Raw genomic sequence first — 17,545 nt, forward strand, 5'->3', positions numbered from 1 at the left:
GCATTGTATACATTTTTATTACTACATTTGCAAGATTATTAAAAATAATGTCTTATGAGCAATAACTACGACAAACCCCTTTTTTTAGAACAAGCTAACAATAGTTTAACGGAAAGAGGAAGTGATCACTCTCTTCCTGCTTATGGAATCCCTGAAGACGACAAGCCCAGAGGAGGAGGTGTTTTATCAAAGATACTTATCGCTATATTAGCTATTGCTACTAGCGGTTTAGGGTATTACACTTACTCTCTCAATAAGGATAGGCAAATTACTGAAAACGAACTCACTACACAAAAGAAACAAGTGATGAGCGATTTAGAATTACTACGTGACAGCTATGACAAAGTAGTAATTGAAAACAAAGATGTAAAAGAAGATTTATTGCAAGCCCGCAATAAAATTGACCAATACATTGACTCTTTACAAAATATGAAAGTGAGTATTTCATCTTTAGCTCGCTTCAAAAGTCAGGCATTTGCTTTAGCTAAAGAACGTGACCTTTTGATTAGAAAGAATGACTCACTAATGCGTGCCAATTCAGCTATCAAAAAAGATTTAGATAGTATGAGTGTAAAATTAGATTTAGCTAGTGCCAAAGTAGACTCTCTTGCTCGTCAAACTAATCAACTGAAGAAGGTAGTTGAAACAGGATCAGCTTTGCAAATTAGTAAACTCATTGCCGAAGCTGTAAAAGGTTCTAAAAACAAAACTACTGATAGAGGTAGAGCTGCCAATAAATTGAAAATATGTTTTACTGTAGGTGCCAATAAGATAGCTAAATCAGGATCTAGATATTTCTATATACAAGTAACAAATCCTTCAGGAAATATTTTAGGCAGTAACGAAAGTTTTTCTGCTGGTGAAGAAAAAGTGAATTATAGTATAGCCACTCACTTTATTTACGACAATAAAAGTGTAGATATTTGTGACTTTATTGCTAAAGTAGGTAAAGAGTTTGAAAAAGGTACCTATAAAATAACTGTTTATGATGACAAACTTAACCAAGTAGGTACTACAGATCTACTATTGAAATAATACAGCCTTTTAAATTATGAAAACTATTAGTTTTTTTATATCCTTATTTATTGGATTATCTCTTTATGCTCAACCTCAAGATGTTTCAGTAGTATTTCACAAACCTGCTGAACATTTTACTGAAAGCCTACCTATTGGTAATGGACGATTAGGAGCTATGTTCTTTGGTAAAACTGATGTTGATAGAATTGTACTCAATGAGATTTCACTTTGGTCAGGAGGAACACAGGATGCTGATGATCCTAATGCTCATATACATCTAAAAACCATACAACAATTACTATTAGAAGGTAAAAATTTAGAAGCTCAAGCCCTTTTGCAAAAACACTTTATCGCTAAAGGTGAAGGGTCTTGTAAGGGCAATGGGGCAAATTGTAGCTATGGCTGTTATCAAATATTAGGTGAGTTACTATTAGATTGGAAAAGCACCCTCCCTACAGAGAACTACCAACGTATTCTTCGTTTAGACCAAGCTACAGCTTTTACTTCGTTCAAGCGAGGCAATAACTATATTCAACAAATTGCTTTCGCTGATTTTAAAAACGACCTTATTTGGATTAGAATTACAGCTTCTCAGCCCTTAGATATAGATATTTCTCTACATCGCAGAGAAAATGCTACAACATCTTATAAATCAAACAAAATTACACTATCAGGGGTACTTCCTAATGAAAACACTGAAGGAATGCAATTTGCTTCGGAGATAGACGTTCAAACAGATGGAAATCTTCAAAATACAACCAATGCTACCTCTATACAAAAAGCTAAAGAAATAGTACTTAAAATAAGTGCTGCAACTAATTATAATTTTACTAAAGGGGGACTTACACAAAACGATGTGCTGCAAAAAGCTAATGATTACCTACAAAAAGCAACTATCCCTTTTGAGAACGCAATTATAGAAAGCCAAAAGGCTTATCAAGTGTTTTTTAATCGTAATCGCTGGTATAGTGAAGCTAATACTGATACAAGCTCTCTTAGCACCTTTGAACGACTACAACGATTTTACAAAGGCAAAAAAGACGCTCTGCTTCCTGTATTATATTACAATTTTGGTAGATATCTACTTATTTCTTCCTCTCGTGAAGGTCTTCTTCCCGCTAATCTGCAAGGCTTATGGGCAGAGGAATACCAAACCCCTTGGAATGGCGATTACCATTTGAATATCAATCTACAAATGAACTATTGGTTAGCCGAAAGCACAAACCTTTCTGAACTCACAACACCTTTACATAAGTTCACTAAAAACTTAGTTGCTAACGGACGCAAAACTGCAAGAGCTTATTACAATGCCAATGGCTGGATGGCACACGTGATTAGTAATCCTTGGTTTTACACCTCCCCTGGTGAATCGGCTGAATGGGGCTCAACACTTACTGGAGGTGCGTGGCTATGTGAGCACATCTGGCAACATTACCTCTACACCCTCAACACTGATTTTTTAAGAGAATATTATCCCGTACTAAAAGAAGCAGCCGATTTTTTCCAAAGTTTGTTAATCAAAGATCCTAAAACGGGCTATTGGGTAACAGCTCCCTCTAACTCACCCGAAAATGCTTATATAATGCCTCAGCTAAAAGATGGTAAAAAGCAAATAGGTAACACTTGTATTGCCCCTACTATGGATATGCAAATAGTGCGAGAGCTCTTTAGCAACACTCTACAAGCTGCCAAAATATTAGGTGTAGATAATGAACTTTACTCTCAATGGCAAGAAATAATAACTCATACCGTTCCTAACCGTATTGGAAAGAAAGGAGACCTCAATGAATGGTTAGATGATTGGAAAGATGCTGAACCGAATCATCGCCACATATCACATCTCTATGGACTATATCCATACGACGAGATTACCCCTTGGGATACACCTGCTTTAGCCACAGCTGCTAAAAAAACACTCAAAATGCGAGGAGATGGAGGTACTGGTTGGTCACGTGCATGGAAGATAAATTTCTGGGCGCGCTTACATGATGGCAATCATGCTCTAGTATTATTACGACAATTGTTACATCCTGTAGACCCCAATAGTACTAGCGGACAAAATGGTGGTACTTATCCTAATCTATTTTGTGCTCACCCTCCTTTTCAAATAGATGGCAATTTAGGAGGAGCAGCAGGTATTGCTGAGATGCTTTTGCAAAGTCATGGAAAAAACTATACTATTCGCTTTTTACCAGCACTCCCCTCCCACCCCGATTGGAAAAATGGTACTATGCAAGGAATGAAAGTTCGCAATGGTTTTGAAGTAAGTTTCGATTGGGAAAAACACCGTCTAAAAACAGCTACTATCACCTCTCTCAATGGTACTGATTGCAGCGTTTTACTCCCTGCAGGTAAAAGCATTTACTACAAAAAAACTTTATTAATACCTTCTAAAAAGAAAGAACAAATAGTGAGTTTCCCTACTGAAAAAGGTGCTACTTATAGTATTCAATAATACAAAAAAAGGCTGTACAGCAATCCGCTATACAGCCCTTTTTGCAAACAAATTAATCTATGTTATGCTTCGCAACTACTACAGTTCACAAAGTTCATTATCATCTCTTTAGCTACTGATTGACTACGTTGATAGTACAAACTCTTCACTCCTAACTTCCATGCTTCTATCATCACTTTGTTCACATCTTTGATAGGCATCACCGATGGAATATTTAAGTTCAAACTCTGCGTTTGATCTATATACGCTTGGCGTTGTGCAGCCTGCGATATAATTTCCATAGGAGATATTTCTTTAAAAGTTTTAAACACGTTCTTCTCTTGTTGTGTAAGCTCTTGCAAGTGTTGCACCGAACCATTATTCAAACGAATAGAACGCCATACATCCTCGTTGTTAAGTCCTTTTTCTTCTAACAGTTGAGTGAGGTATTTGTTTTTGCGCATAAAGTTTCCTTTGGAAAGTCCTACCTTATAGTAATTACTTGAATAAGGTTCAATACCAGGAGAAACTTGCCCTAAAATAGCCGAACTAGAAGTAGTAGGAGCAATTGCCATAGTAGTAGTATTACGTCTGCCATATCCTTTTAGCACCTCAGGTTCTCCATAAATATGTGCTAACTCTTTAGTTGCTTTTTCTGCTTCTTCACGAATATATTTAAAAGCACGTGCATTGAATTGAGTAGCTTCAAAACTTTCAAAAGGTATCATATTGCGTTGCAAATACGAATGATAGCCTAATACTCCTAAGCCCAAAGCACGGTGGCGAATAGCAAAATTGCGCGCTGCCTGCAAATAGTAATTCCCTTTTGTTTTCTCAATAAATTCTGAAAGTACAGCATCTAAGAAGAAAACTGCCAATTTCACGGCTTTAGTATCTTTCCATTCATCAAAAAGTTCTAAGTTCATTGATGAAAGGCAACAGATAAATGATTCGTCTTCACTTGAAGGCAGCATAATCTCACTGCACAAATTACTTGAGCGAATAATCATATCTTTATCTTTATATACCTGAGGACGATTGCGATTGGCATTATCTGTAAAGATAATATAAGGCAAACCTTTTTGTTGGCGAGATTCTAATACCCGAGCCCACAAACGGCGTTTTTCTACATCTCCATCTATCATCTCCTGCATCCAATAATCAGGTACGCAAATCCCGAAGAAAAGGTTTTGAATAGGGAACTCTACATCTTTAATCTGCAAAAATTCTTCAGCATCAGGATGGTCGATATCGAGATAAGCCGCAAAAGCACCGCGTCTTACCCCTCCTTGTGACACCACATCCATAGCCGAATCGAACAATTTCATAAAGCTCACTGCCCCACTTGATTTACCATTATCAGTAACTGCCGAACCGCGACTACGCAATTCACCAAAATAACCAGAAGTCCCCCCCCCTATTTTGGTTTGCATAATCACCTCGCCAAGTTTGTGAGTAATTCCCTCAATACTATCAGGCACGTGTACATTAAAACACGAAATAGGTAAGCCGCGCTCAGTACCCATATTTGCCCAAATAGGTGACGAGAAACTAATCCAGCCTTTAGTGATCATTTCTTTAAAAGCTGGCTGTAACTCAGGCTTATACAAGCGTTGTGCAGCAGCGCGTGTGATGCGATCTATTGCTCCTTCCACGCTCTCACCTTTTAATAAATAGCCTCTATTGAGGATTTGTTCAGACTCTTCGTTGAGCCACCAAATATCTTTTTCTTCGTTCATAACTTTTTATTTTCGGGCTGCAAAGTAACGGCTTTCTATTCGATTTTCACACCCTCTCACGAATAAGTTATTAACAAAGTTTTCAACAATCGATAAAAATCAGTGATTTTGAGTTGGGTATTCCAATTGAATACTATACCTTTGCAGTCTCATTCTCATCAAATATGAAAATCATCACTCTTACCACCGATTTTGGTTTGCGCGACTATTCGGTTGCCGCTGTGAAGGGAGCTCTCTACAACAAGTGTCCTAATGCCACTATTGTAGATATTTCTCATTATATTTCTCCTTTCAATATTTTAGAAACTTTTTATATCCTCCAGAATAGTTATATGCACTTCCCAAAAGGGAGTATTCATATTATAGGAGTAGATACTGAGCGCACTGCTACAAAAAAACATCTGCTAATGTCACTCAATGGTCATTATTTTATAGGTGCTGATAATGGTATTTTTCATCTACTTTCTGAAAATTGTACTAATGTAGCTCTATATGAGTTTGATACCCAACCTTCTACACCTCTTTTTCCCACACTTTATAGTTTTACTTCAATAGCTGAGCAAATTTACAAAGAAACTCCTCTTAATCAAATAGGTATTCCTATTGAAAAATGTAATTCAGTATCATATTTCAAACCAGAAGTATCCACAGACGAAAATTTTATTCACGGGATAATTATCTATATAGACCATTACGGCAATGCAGTGAGTAACATTTCACATTCTCTCTTTGAAGAAACAAGAAAAGGGCGAAATTTTGAAGTAATATTCAATTTGTACTCTTTCAAAAAAGTATATAACAACTATAGTGAAATAAACGATGATGGTAAAATGATGATTCTCTTCAATGAACTGAACTTGCTGCAATGTAGCATCTACAAAAGTGATACCCGTTCAGTAGGAGGTGCTTCTTCTTTATTAGGTATCAATTGCCTCGATAGAGTAATTGTTCAATTCAAATAAAAAATAATTTTTGGAAACTTTTTTTGTTTATTAAGTTTTTTTATCGTACCTTTGCCCCCGATTTAGAACACTTAATATATTATTGTAAGAAAAATGAAAAAAGTAATTACTATAGTTGTAATAGTAGCCCTTATGGGATTAATGGCTTTCCGCCTATATTCTAACAAGCAAAAGAATGCTGAAGAAGTGGCTATCGTTGCCCAAAAAGAAGCTCAAGTAGCCGTTCGAGCTGCTAAGGTAGCAGAAGAAAAAGTAGCTGACCTTTTTACAGCTAATGGTACTTTTGTAGCTGAACAAGATTTGAATGTTTCTTCAGAAATGGGAGGACAAGTAATAAAAATCTACGTAAAAGAAGGTGATTTTGTAAGAGCAGGACAAGTATTGGCTCAAACAAAAGCCGACAGAACTAATGTTCAATTAGATAATGCTAAAGCAGCTCTCGAGACAGCTAAATCAGATTTAAAACGATTTGAAAGTGCTTTCCAAACAGGAGGAGTTACTGCTCAACAATTAGAACAAGCGCGCTTGCAACTCAAAAATGCACAAGCTAACTACAATTCAGCTGCTATTGCCTCGGGAGATACAGCAATTCGCAGTAAAATCAACGGAATTGTGACCAGCAAAGAAGTGGAAGAAGGAACACTTGTAGCAGCAGGACAAACACTTTTTAATGTAGTAAATATTGACAATCTAAAATTGAAAATTACAGTAGATGAAAGTCAAGTAGGGCAACTAAAAGTGGGGGATGTTGTTAAAATTAAACCTAGTACCTCTACTGAATTAGTAGAAGGAAAAATTACTTTTATTGCTCCCAAATCTAACAGTGCTCTCAAATTTCCTGTAGAAATATTAGTAGCTAACAAAGATAAAAAGCTAAAAGCAGGTATGTACGCCTCTGCTCAATTTGGTAATGACAACAATGAAATTACAGCTCTTGTAGTACCTCATTCTGCTTTCGTAGGTAGTGTTAGTCAAAACAAAATCTTCAAAATTGTAAACAACAAAGCCGAAATGGTAAATGTAAAAAGTGGTCGTAACTTTGGCGATAAAGTGGAAATCATCAGCGGACTTACAGCTGGTGATGAAGTGATTACCAGTGGTCAAATAAATATCGATAATGGTACTCCTATAAAAATAGTGCAATAACTGTACTATTTATCTCAATATTAAAATCTCTCCGTCTGCATCAAAACGTATCAGTCGTGAGGGATTTTTTATTTGGGTATCATCTTGACGATAGGGCACTACATAATCACATTGTGCAATAATTTTAGGGTCAATCAACTGATAATACAAAGGTGTTGGTTCTCCACTGATATTAGCAGATGTAGAGACTATAGGCTTGCCAAAATCAGCAATCATTTGTTGGCAGAAAGCATCTTGTACAACTCTAATGGCTACAGTATCATCAGCAGCTATTACATTTTTAGCCAAATGCAAAGGGTGACTATAGATGATAGTGGTAGGTTCTTGCAAAGTTTGAAGATAAGCGAGTACCTTAGAAGGAACAGCTGTTACATATTGTTGCAACATTTGTATATCACTCACTAAAATGATAAGACTTTTGCTTTCACTCCGCTGTTTTATTTGGAAAATTTTGGCTACTGCTTCAGGATTTGTAGCATCACACCCCAACCCCCAAACTGTATCAGTGGGGTATAGAATTATCTTCCCTTCCTTTAATATTTCAGTTATCAGATGGTTATTTGCCATTAGTTTTGTAATTTTGCCTGCAAATATATGTAAAAAATGTATACCTCCATCATATCTTTCTTTAAAAGTTTTTCTTTTTTCAAAGGCTGCCTGAAAACTATTGCGGTGCTTATTCCCTTAGGATTAGGTCTTTGGCTTGACTTATTGGATATTGGTATCCCTATGGCTTTGAGTGTGATTGCCATTTCTCCCAGTGATATCCCAGGAAATCAAAAACATCTCTATGGAGGGCTTTTTATAGCAACATTGCTAGCAACTCTCAGCTGTGTTTTAGTAAACCTTACTGCTCCTTATGAGTACTTGTTACTGCCTACTATTTTTCTGCTCACCTTTGGCAATGCTTACATTTCGTTATATGGACATCGCGCTACAATGGTAGCTTTTGCAGGTTTGTTTGAGATAGCCTCTACTTTAGCCCACTTACAAACAGGATGGGGCATTGTGTTATACAGCAGTTGTGTGCTATTAGGAGGCTTATGGTACAGTGTGTTAGTATATATATTCTTAAAAATACGTCCGCGTTTATACAGCGAACAGTTATTAGGAAAATGCTTTGCTCTCACAGCGGAGTTTTTTTCAATAAGAGCTGATTTGCTTATTGCTAAAGACAGGACTGAAGGTTTAAAAAAACTCATCAATCTACAAACAAGTCTCAACGAAAATTATGAAAAGCTACGTGAAGCTGTACTTGATTCGCGTAGCAAATCAGGTAAAACTGATTACCTACAACGCCAATTTTTGATGTTTATAGAGTTGGTAGATATCTTTGAATTAGCCTTAGCTAACCCCGTACAATACGAAAAAGTAGACAAGGCTTTTGCTAAACATCAAGAATATTTACAAACTTATGTAGATTTCCTCAAAGAACTATCAAGGCAGTTGCACCAAATGGCAGAATATATTGGTTCACGCAAGAAGATACAATTAGACAACTGTTTGAAAGACTTATTAGCACAAACTAAAGAAAAAAACGAAAAATTAAAAGTACTTTCAGAAGTATCGGAAGAAGATAAAGAGCGCACCTTGCTATTGCGAAATTTTTATATCTATATAGAAAGTCAGTATCATTCTATTGAAAATATCCGACATATTTTTGAAAATTATTACAGCAACGATGCAGGGGTGCGTGATGAGAGTACTTATCGCAAGTTTGTGAGTTACCAAAACTATTCGTGGCGACGTCTCAAAGACCATATATCTTTAAAATCAACCTTTTTTAGGCACGCTATGCGTCTATCTATTGTAGTAATTTTAGGTTACCTCATAGGTGATATATTTCCTATCAACAATGCCTACTGGATTATCCTTACCATCTTCATCATTATGCGCCCTGGTTTTGGTATCACCCAAGAACGTTCGCTTAGTAGAGTATATGGTACTATCATTGGAGGGGTTGCTTCTTTTGCTGTAATCTACCTACTCCCCTACCCCAGTTTATATCTATACGTTGCTATTTTGTGTATGCCTATTGCTTTTGGATTAATCCAAGAGAATTATATGTATGCGTCTATATTTATCACTATTAGTGCAATATTTATTTTTGCACTGATTACCCCTAATGTTTACAGCCTTATTTACGACCGCCTATTGGATACTGTCATAGGAGTTGGGCTATCGTTTGCAGGAAATTATCTCATTTTACCTACTTGGGAACATAGTACTTATAGAGAAGCTGTTACCAAGTCGATAAAAGCTAATATTGCTTATTTACAACAAGTAAAAGAAATTTTTAATACTGAAGAAGGAATTACTACTGCCTATAAAGTATCACGCAAAGAAGCTGTGTTAGCACTTTCTAACCTAAATACCACCTTCCAACGAATGTTACAAGAGCCAAAATTTATGCAATATAAAAATCCATCGGTATACGGAATTATTGTGATACAACAAACTTTCTTAGCTTCAGTGGCGTCGTTTGGTATTAGGTTGAACAGCAAGAAAGTAACCTTTCCTAAGGCAGTATTCAATGAGGCAATTGAGAGTCTTATAGCTGCTTTACAACACGCTTTAACATTGCTTACTAACCCTACAACTACCATTCAAACTGATTATAAAACGCCTATTGAGAAATTCAATCAAGTGATTAAAGAAATTATGGATACCTCTCAAAATACAAATAATTCTTTACCAATTTCAAGGCGTGAGATACAATTCTATGGAGAGCAGTTTAATTATTTATTTGGATTAGCAAAGAACTTAGAACAAAGTATTAAAACAATTAACAATTGATAATTATTAACGGAACTTAAAGATAATACGAGATTGAAAATAAGAAGGTATTGGTCTGCCTCTGTGTTGAGCTGGTATTAACTTAGGAAGTTTTTGAACTGCAAGAATAGCCTCTTTACGAGCATATTCAGTAGTGCCTCTACAACTAAGTACCTTCACAGATCCATCAGTGTTTACACAAAATTGAATAACAGCTTCACCAGCATCCTCAAAAGGTCTTTCAAGATGTACTACCGATTGCAAATGCTTGTTATAATATTCATTAAAACACTTATCTTCTTCAGATTTAGGAACAGCTTTACATTCCATAAATCTAACTTTTTGAGTAATCAATGGATAGTTACAAGCTGCCATTTCAGATACTTCAAAAACAGAAGAATCAACTATAATTTTATCTTTGAATTGAGCATAATTTTTAAGACTCAAAAAACAACATAAACATATAAAGAATCTCATAGTAAAGCATTTTTTAAAACTATGAACAAGGAATATCCAAGAATTATACAATCATAAAGGAGATATATGTACGAAAAAGTTGAAGCTATTGTAATATCAAACTTAAAATATAGTGATAACAGCCTCATTGTAAAGTGTTTTACTAAAACACTTGGCACACGTAGTTATCTACAACAAGGTATTCTTTCTGCTAAAAAGAACAGCCAAACCATAGCACTTTTTCAGCCTTTTACCCTCTTAGAACTCGTTGCTACTCATAAGAGTAATGGTTCCTTAGGTCGTATCAAAGAAGCAAAAGTAACTACCCCTTATCTCTCACTCCATACTGATATATACAAAAGTACAGTAAGCCTTTTTCTTTCTGAAATATGTGCAAATATATGTACTTCTGAGGCTCCTGATATAGAACTTTTCAACTACTTAGAAGAAAAACTTATCTATTTAGACCGCAATGAGTTTTCTGCTAATTTTCATTTAAAGTTCTTGCTTGACCTTAGTAAGTATCTCGGTTTTTACCCCGATGATAACGATTCACATCTCCCTTTTTTCAATTTGGAAGAAGGTCATTTTACAACTATTGAAAGCAGTTCAACAGTTATTTCGGGAACTATACTTGCTCTATTTAAAAGTATTTTAATAACAGATTATCCATCTCTAAATCATATTAAAACTAATAAAAACGAACGCAATGCACTATTACATCAACTACTAAAGTACTACGAATGGCACTTCCCTAACTTTAAGAAAGTAAAATCTTTAGAAGTTTTACAAGTACTTTTTTAAATCTGCTATCTATATTGATTTATAGAATTTTACAATAGTCTATAAGAAGTTTGTATCAGCAAAAAATTGTCAGTTTATAAAAAAGTAGTACTTTTGAAAAATTTTTAGTTTAAAGATTAAAAACAATGAATGCAGAATCACTTGCTATCAATAATATAGAAACAGATATAACCCCTACTAAAAAACCTGAGTGGATACGCGTAAAACTACCTACTGGAAAGAAATACACTGAACTGAGAAGTGTTGTAGATCGTTACAATCTTCATACGATTTGTACTTCTGGTAGTTGCCCTAATATGGGTGAATGCTGGGGAGAAGGTACTGCTACCTTTATGATTTTAGGAAATATTTGTACTCGTTCTTGTGGATTTTGTGGTGTAAAAACAGGTCGACCTGAAAGTTTAGATTGGGAAGAACCTGAAAAAGTAGCACGCTCTATCAAATTAATGAACATCAAACACGCAGTACTCACTTCAGTAGACCGCGATGATTTGAAAGATATGGGAAGTATTATTTGGGCAGAAACTGTAAGAGCAGTACGCCGTATGAACCCCAACACTACTATGGAAACCCTCATTCCTGATTTTCAGGGAGTAGAACGTAATTTAAACCGCATTTTAGATGTTGCTCCTGAAATTATCTCTCATAATATGGAAACTGTACGCCGATTAACGCGTGAAGTACGCATTCAAGCTAAGTATGACCGAAGTTTAGGAGTATTGCGCTATTTAAAAGAAAATGGAGCTAATCGTACTAAATCAGGAATTATGTTAGGGTTAGGTGAAAAGGAAGAAGAAGTAATAGAAACCCTTCACGACTTAAAAGAAGCTAAAGTAGATATTGTAACTATAGGTCAATATTTGCAACCTTCTAAAAAACACTTACCTGTAAAACAATTTGTAACTCCTGAACAATTTGCTAAATACAAAGAAATAGGCTTAGAATTAGGATTCCGTCACGTAGAGAGTGGAGCATTAGTTCGTTCGTCCTATCGTGCTCACAAACACTTGTTATAATAAGTATGATATAAACAAAAAAGGCTGCTCTTTGAAAGGGCAGCCTTTTCTTTATAATAACATTTCTCTTATGCGAGCATCGTTACAGGGTTCTCAATGTATGCTTTGAGAGTTTGCAAGAATTGAGCACCAGTAGCACCATCAATAGTACGGTGGTCGCAAGCAAGGGTTACTTGCATAGTATGACCTACTACTATTTGTCCATTTTTCACTACGGGTTTCTCTACAATTGCACCTACTGAGAGGATAGCTGAGTTAGGCTGATTGATAATAGAAGTAAATACATCTACACCAAACATACCTAAGTTAGACACAGTGAATGTGCTACCTTCCATTTCAGCAGGAGTCAATTTTTTATTACGTGCTTTGCCTGCCAAATCTTTTACTAATGCACCTATTTGAGTAAGTGTTAATGAATCAGTAAATTTGATAACAGGAACTACTAAACCATCTTCAATAGCTACTGCGACCCCTACATTCACGTGTTTGTTGTACACAGTAGTATCTCCTTTCCAAGAAGTGTTTACTTGAGGATGTTTTTTAAGTGCCATTGCACAAGCTTTCACTACCATATCATTGAAAGATATTTTTGTATCAGGCAAGTTGTTGATTTGAGCACGTGATGCCATTGCATTTTCCATATCAATTTCAATTGCTAAATAGTAGTGAGGAGCCGTAAATTTAGATTCTGACAAACGTTTTGCAATTGTTTTGCGCATTTGTGAGTTCTTCACTTCCTCAGTTACTTCTACACCCACAGGAATTACTGTTGGGATAGCTGAACTTGCTGAAACTGAAGCCGTAGTAGGAGCTGCTGCAGCCTTTGCACTTGGAATAAAGTTCTCTACATCTTTCTTCACAATACGTCCATTTTCTCCACTTCCTTTTACTTCAGTAAGGTTAATACCTTTATCTTGAGCAATTTTCTTAGCCAAAGGTGAAGCAAACACACGGTCGTTAGCATTAGCTACTGGAGCAGCAACTGGAGCTGCTGTTTCAGCAGGTTTACTTTCAGCTTTAGGAGCTGCAGCTGCTGCTGGCGCACTACCACCTCCTTGTAATGCAGCTAATACTGTATTCACATCAGTACCTGCAGGACCTATGATTGCCAACAATGAATCTACTGATGCACTTTCTCCCTCTTTCAAACCTACATATAATAAAGTTCCTGAGTAGAAAGATTCAAATTCCATTGTAGCTTTATCAGTTTCGATTTCAGCTAAAATATCACCTTCTTTTACTGTATCTCCTACTTTTTTAAGCCAAGAAGCTACAGTACCTTCAGTCATTGTATCGCTAAGTCGAGGCATTGTTACCACTTCTACACCTGCAGGCATAGTAGCACCTGCAGCAGGAGCTGTAGCTACCTCAGCAACAGGTTTTGCTTCTTCAACTTTAGGAGCTGTTGCAGGAGCACCACCTCCAATAAGTGCTGAGATATCTTCACCTTCTTTACCAATGATAGCCAAAAGTGTATCTACTTTAGCTCCTTCACCTTCTTGTAACCCTATATATAATAAGGTACCTGAGTGAAATGATTCAAACTCCATTGTAGCTTTGTCAGTTTCGATTTCAGCTAAAATGTCGCCTTCATTTACTTTATCGCCTACTTTTTTAAGCCACTTTGCAACAACACCTTCTTCCATAGTGTCGCTAAGACGTGGCATAGTAATAATTTCTGCCATTTATGTTCTTGTATTTAATTAGTGTTTTTATTTTATTAGAGTCTACTTGGCAAGAAAGGATAATTTTCTTGATCGTAAACCACGTCGTACATAATATGTTTTTCTGGGTAAGGTGATTCTTCAGCGAATCTCTCACACTCTGCCACACGTTCTTTTATACGTTCTTCAATCGCTTCTAACTCTGCATCGGTAGCGTATTTTTTCTTTTTGATAACTGCAAGTACATTAGTGATAGGGTCTTGTTTTTTATACTCCTCTACCTCTTCTTTTGTACGATAGTGTTGTGCATCCGACATAGAGTGACCACGATAACGATAAGTACGAATATCAAGTAAAGTAGGACCATCGCCACGGCGAGCTCTTTCTATAGCTTCGTATACTGCTTCTGCTACTGTTTCAGGGTGCATACCATCTACTGCTTGGCAAGGCATTTCATAACCTAAACCAAGTTTCCAAATATCTACGTGGTTTGCTGTTCTTTCTACTGAAGTCCCCATTGCGTAATGGTTGTTTTCCACAATGAAAACTACTGGCAATTTCCATAACATCGCTAAGTTAAGCGTTTCATGAAAAGCACCTTGTCGCACAGCACCATCCCCCATAAAAGTAAGAGTTACTGCATCACGATTGAAGTACTTATCGGCGAAAGCCAAACCTGCCCCAAGAGCAATTTGTCCCCCTACAATACCGTGACCTCCATAAAAATGGTGTTCTTTAGAGAAAATGTGCATAGACCCTCCTAAACCAAGAGAAGTACCTGTAGCTTTGCCATATAATTCTGCCATAATACGTTTAGGATCAACACCCAAACCTATAGGTTGTACGTGGCAACGATAAGATGTAATCATCTTGTCCTTAGTCAAATCCATTGCGTGAAGACAACCTGCAGCCACAGCCTCTTGTCCGCTATAAAGATGCAAGAAACCTCTTACTTTTTGCTGAATATAAACTGCTGCAAGTTTATCTTCAAACTTTCTCCAAAAAAGCATATCCTCGTACCATTTTAGGTACACTTCTTTATCAAATTTTTTCATTTGTTAATGTATATAAAAGTCTATTCGTTTTAAAAATATTTGCAAAGGTGCAAAAAAAAAATAACGTAACCAAAAAATATTTAAAAAAATTTATACCTTTGTCCCATTAATTCAAATTTATAAACGTAATGAAGATAAAATTAACTTCCGCACTTTTGTTATTGATGACGATGATTTCTTGTAAATCAACGACTACCAATGGAGAAGGGAGTACTGCAAACTATGAAATAGTTCCTGCTCCTGAAATGATTACTAACCCTCAAACTGAAGCTGATAAACCTTTTGTTCTTACAGCTGATACCAAGCTCATTTATCCTGAAGGTGATACTGCTTTACAACAGTACGCTGGATTCTTGCAAGAGTACATCAAAAAACAAACAGGAATAGAAGTGAAAGTAGCCCCTAACCAAAACGATGAAGCGAATATTATTTCTCTATCACAAAACTACTCTAACGACAATAAAGAGGCTTACCAAGTAACCATTACTGCCAACAACATTACTATAAATGGAGCTTCTAAAGCTGGAACTTTCTATGGAGTACAATTTTTAAGAAAATCAATCCCCGTACAAAAGGTAAGTAAAGTAACTTTCCCTGCTAAAATAATAACTGATAAACCCTTTTTTGCTTATCGTGGAGCTCATTTAGATAGTGCTCGCCACTTCTTCTCTGCCGACTCTGTACGCATCTATATAGATATGCTCGCTCTTCACAATATCAACAAATTCCATTGGCATCTCACTGATGACCAAGGTTGGCGTTTTGAATCTAAAAAATATCCTGAACTCACTGTGGTAGGTAGTACCCGTAGCCAAACGATGTTAGGTAAAGAATGGGATAAGTTCGACGGCAAACCTCACAGTGGTTTTTATACTCAACAAGAGATGAAAGAGCTTGTAAAATATGCTGCAGAACGCAATATTACCATCATCCCTGAAATTGATCTTCCTGGTCACATGGTAGCTGTTTTAGCTACTTATCCAAAATTAGGCTGTACTGGAGGTCCCTACAAAGTAAGAGAAACTTGGGGAGTTGCTGAAGATGTACTTTGTGCAGGTAATGACGAAACTTATGATTTTATCAAAAACATATTAGAAGAAGTAACCGAAATATTCCCTTCTGAATATATTCATATCGGGGGAGATGAATGCCCTAAAAACAGTTGGAAAAAATGTTCTAAATGTCAAGCTAAAATAAAGGATTTAGGTATCAAGGGTGATGCTAAACATACTGCTGAAGAATATTTGCAAAGCCACATAATCACCTTTGCTGAAGAAGTGTTAGCTAAAAAAGGTCGCAAGATGATTGGTTGGGATGAAATTCTCGAAGGTGGTTTAGCTCCTAATGCTACTGTAATGTCTTGGAGAGGTATTGGCGGTGCTATTGAAGCTGCTAAATCTAACCACGATGCGATTATGACCCCTATGTCATTCTGCTATTTTGATTTTTATCAAACTGATAAAACTGATAAAGAACCTCTTGCTATAGGTAATTATCTTCCTGTAGAACGTGTATACTCTTTCAATCCTTATCCTGAAGCTCTAAATAAAGAACAACAAAAACATATTTTGGGAGTTCAAGCTAATATTTGGACAGAATATATTCAAACTTTTAAACACGTTGAATATATGGCGTTGCCACGTATGGCTGCTTTAGCTGAAGTTCAATGGGTAGCTCCTACTAAACCTAAAAATTATCAAGAATTTTTACAACGTTTAATGCGCTTGCTTCCTATTTATGAAGTGGAAGGTTATACTTATGCTAAACATATTTTTGATCTTCGTGCTGAAGTAAAACCTGGTGTAGATGAAATCAATGTTACTTTCTCTTGTTTGCAAGACACTCCTATTTATTATACTACTGATGGCAGTGAACCTACTAAAAATTCTAATGTATACAAAGAACCTTTAAAACTTACTCAAAACACAAATTTGAAAGCCAAAGTATTTGGCAAAGAAGGTGAAAGTGAGTTCAACCAAGAGTTCTTTTTTAATAAAGCAACTGTACGCCCTATAGAATTCCTTAGCAAGCCTACACAAAATTACGCCTATAATGGTGCTATCACCTTAGTAGATGGAAGAAAAGGAGGTACAAACTCTCGCTCTAGTGAATGGTTAGGTTTTAGTGAAGCTCCTTGTGAAGCACTTATCACCTTAAAAAATAATACTTTAGTAAAAGAAGTGAGTTTCAATGCTTTCATTGAAACTGGTGATTGGATTTATCCTCCTACTAATTTTGAAGTGTGGGGGTCTAAAGATGGCAAAAACTATGAGTTACTCGGTAAAGAAAGTTACGCTCTACCTAAAGAACATTTTAAAGAAATAAAAACTTATACGCTATCTTTTCCTGAAAAAGAAGTTACTTATCTAAAAGTAAAAATCAATGAAGTAAACAAGATTCCTGCTTTTCACGAAGGAGCTGCAGGCAACCCCGGTTTCCTTTTTATTGATGAAATACAAGTAAACTAAGTTTTTTAT

General features: G+C 36.1%; 13 protein-coding genes. 8 read left to right on the forward strand and 5 right to left on the reverse strand.

Going from position 1 to position 17,545, the window contains the following annotated elements:
- Positions 1-54: 54 nt before the first annotated feature.
- Both DR017_RS01075 and DR017_RS01080 read left to right on the forward strand, forming a co-directional pair.
- The gene (locus tag DR017_RS01075) at positions 55-1,035 is read left to right on the forward strand and encodes a DUF8428 domain-containing protein (protein WP_002681197.1); all 981 of its coding nucleotides are present in this window, start codon (positions 55-57) and stop codon (positions 1,033-1,035) included.
- A gap of 16 nt (positions 1,036-1,051) precedes the next feature.
- The gene (locus DR017_RS01080; RefSeq protein WP_002681193.1) at positions 1,052-3,472 is read left to right on the forward strand and encodes a glycoside hydrolase family 95 protein; all 2,421 of its coding nucleotides are present in this window, start codon (positions 1,052-1,054) and stop codon (positions 3,470-3,472) included.
- 62 nt (positions 3,473-3,534) lie between these two features.
- Here the strand turns inward: DR017_RS01080 and DR017_RS01085 are convergent, their stop codons facing one another.
- Positions 3,535-5,190: a ribonucleoside-diphosphate reductase subunit alpha gene (locus tag DR017_RS01085; RefSeq protein ID WP_002681210.1), complete on the reverse strand. Its 1,656-nt coding sequence runs from the start codon at positions 5,188-5,190 to the stop codon at positions 3,535-3,537.
- A gap of 164 nt (positions 5,191-5,354) precedes the next feature.
- Here DR017_RS01085 and DR017_RS01090 point away from each other — a divergent pair, with 164 nt between their 5' ends.
- A complete protein-coding gene (locus DR017_RS01090) occupies positions 5,355-6,152 on the forward strand; it encodes an SAM hydrolase/SAM-dependent halogenase family protein (protein WP_040361660.1) in 798 nt (265 codons plus the stop codon).
- Positions 6,153-6,245: 93 nt separating this feature from the next.
- A complete protein-coding gene (locus DR017_RS01095) occupies positions 6,246-7,298 on the forward strand; it encodes an efflux RND transporter periplasmic adaptor subunit (protein WP_002681143.1) in 1,053 nt (350 codons plus the stop codon).
- Positions 7,299-7,307: 9 nt separating this feature from the next.
- On the opposite strand, the gene DR017_RS01100 is transcribed toward DR017_RS01095, so the two are convergent.
- Positions 7,308-7,865 carry an L-threonylcarbamoyladenylate synthase gene (locus DR017_RS01100; RefSeq protein ID WP_002681218.1) on the reverse strand — a complete coding sequence of 186 codons (558 nt, stop codon included), beginning with the start codon at positions 7,863-7,865 and terminating at the stop codon, positions 7,308-7,310.
- Positions 7,866-7,901: 36 nt separating this feature from the next.
- Between DR017_RS01100 and DR017_RS01105 the strand changes: the two genes are divergently transcribed.
- Positions 7,902-10,094 carry an FUSC family protein gene (locus DR017_RS01105; protein ID WP_002681176.1) on the forward strand — a complete coding sequence of 731 codons (2,193 nt, stop codon included), beginning with the start codon at positions 7,902-7,904 and terminating at the stop codon, positions 10,092-10,094.
- A gap of 6 nt (positions 10,095-10,100) precedes the next feature.
- Here the strand turns inward: DR017_RS01105 and DR017_RS01110 are convergent, their stop codons facing one another.
- Complete coding sequence (locus tag DR017_RS01110; protein WP_002681207.1) at positions 10,101-10,550, reverse strand: energy transducer TonB; 450 nt, start codon at positions 10,548-10,550, stop codon at positions 10,101-10,103.
- A 66-nt stretch (positions 10,551-10,616) separates the two neighbouring features.
- Here DR017_RS01110 and recO point away from each other — a divergent pair, with 66 nt between their 5' ends.
- Both recO and lipA read left to right on the forward strand, forming a co-directional pair.
- Positions 10,617-11,333, forward strand: a complete 717-nt coding sequence (gene recO / locus DR017_RS01115; RefSeq protein ID WP_002681185.1) for a DNA repair protein RecO — start codon at positions 10,617-10,619, stop codon at positions 11,331-11,333.
- A gap of 125 nt (positions 11,334-11,458) precedes the next feature.
- The gene (gene lipA / locus DR017_RS01120; protein ID WP_002681119.1) at positions 11,459-12,349 is read left to right on the forward strand and encodes a lipoyl synthase; all 891 of its coding nucleotides are present in this window, start codon (positions 11,459-11,461) and stop codon (positions 12,347-12,349) included.
- Positions 12,350-12,417: 68 nt separating this feature from the next.
- Here lipA and DR017_RS01125 read toward each other — a convergent pair whose 3' ends face one another.
- Together DR017_RS01125 and pdhA are read right to left on the reverse strand one after the other, a co-directional pair.
- Positions 12,418-14,034 carry a dihydrolipoamide acetyltransferase family protein gene (locus DR017_RS01125; RefSeq protein WP_002681137.1) on the reverse strand — a complete coding sequence of 539 codons (1,617 nt, stop codon included), beginning with the start codon at positions 14,032-14,034 and terminating at the stop codon, positions 12,418-12,420.
- Between the two features lie 35 nt (positions 14,035-14,069).
- The gene (pdhA, locus tag DR017_RS01130) at positions 14,070-15,068 is read right to left on the reverse strand and encodes a pyruvate dehydrogenase (acetyl-transferring) E1 component subunit alpha (protein ID WP_002681199.1); all 999 of its coding nucleotides are present in this window, start codon (positions 15,066-15,068) and stop codon (positions 14,070-14,072) included.
- A 128-nt stretch (positions 15,069-15,196) separates the two neighbouring features.
- Between pdhA and DR017_RS01135 the strand changes: the two genes are divergently transcribed.
- Positions 15,197-17,536 carry a beta-N-acetylhexosaminidase gene (locus DR017_RS01135; protein WP_002681190.1) on the forward strand — a complete coding sequence of 780 codons (2,340 nt, stop codon included), beginning with the start codon at positions 15,197-15,199 and terminating at the stop codon, positions 17,534-17,536.
- Positions 17,537-17,545: the final 9 nt, after the last annotated feature.

This window comes from Capnocytophaga sputigena (assembly GCF_900446695.1).
Classification (GTDB): Bacteria; Bacteroidota; Bacteroidia; order Flavobacteriales; family Flavobacteriaceae; genus Capnocytophaga; species Capnocytophaga sputigena.